The sequence below is a fragment of the Phytobacter sp. V91 genome (genome assembly GCF_965644225.1).
GTDB lineage: Bacteria > Pseudomonadota > Gammaproteobacteria > Enterobacterales > Enterobacteriaceae > CBFFRJ01.
Window position 1 is genome coordinate 1 of the sequence record NZ_CBFFRJ010000290.1, and the last position, 780, is coordinate 780.

General features: G+C 50.4%; 1 protein-coding gene. It reads left to right on the forward strand.

All coding sequences use genetic code 11. From position 1 onward, the window contains the following. Positions 1–178: 178 nt before the first annotated feature. Positions 179–780: calcium-binding protein (locus ACSZO4_RS25700; RefSeq protein ID WP_437891910.1), on the forward strand; the 602-nt coding region annotated here is incomplete at its 3' end.

The following is a 780-nucleotide window of genomic DNA, read 5'->3' on the forward strand; positions in this document are numbered from 1 at the left end:
ACAGCTCAGCTAAGGTAAGGCTAATACAGATAAGGACTCCACTGAACCCCACCGATTAAATCGCACCTTCCCTAAGGCGTATGCGAAACAGCTGAATGAAATATTTACAGGTCTCGAGCTCTCTTTATATGCGCAGTTAAGGGCAGGTAGCGACACTCTGACAAAAAATCTGCTGAACATGAGCATCGTCGGTCAGGAAAATAATACGCTGCTCACCGACTTCAGCGTGTCCTGCTATTACTTTACCAGCTTGTTTATTTCTGACAGCACACAGGCTGCCGTTGAGTTTCAGGATTTCACCCAGGTTCTTAACGGACTTAGCGCGTGGGACGGAAAAATACTCTCCCAGTTTCTGACAAGTATAGAAGAAGCCACAGCAGGGGATGAGGCACTGCTGTACACCATTATGAATACGCTGCACAGCGAAGCTGAAATATTCACCGGTACCGGTGCTGATGATATTTTCCGTGGTTATAACGGTGATGACAAACTTTATGGCAATGCGGGTAACGATACCCTGTACGGCGGTGAAGGCAACGATGTCCTTGAAGGCGGTAACGGCAATGATGTGATCGTGGGTGGCACCGGAAACGACACCCTGCAAGGTGGTTACGGCAGCGACACCTATCTGTTTAATGCCGGTGACGGTCAGGACACTTTCTACGAGAACAGCACCAACAGTGGCGATGTGGATGTGCTGCGCTTTGGCGAGGGCATCCGTCCGGAAGATATCCGGCTGACCCGGACGAACGGGTTCTGGAAAAGCCTGGTCCTGTCGGT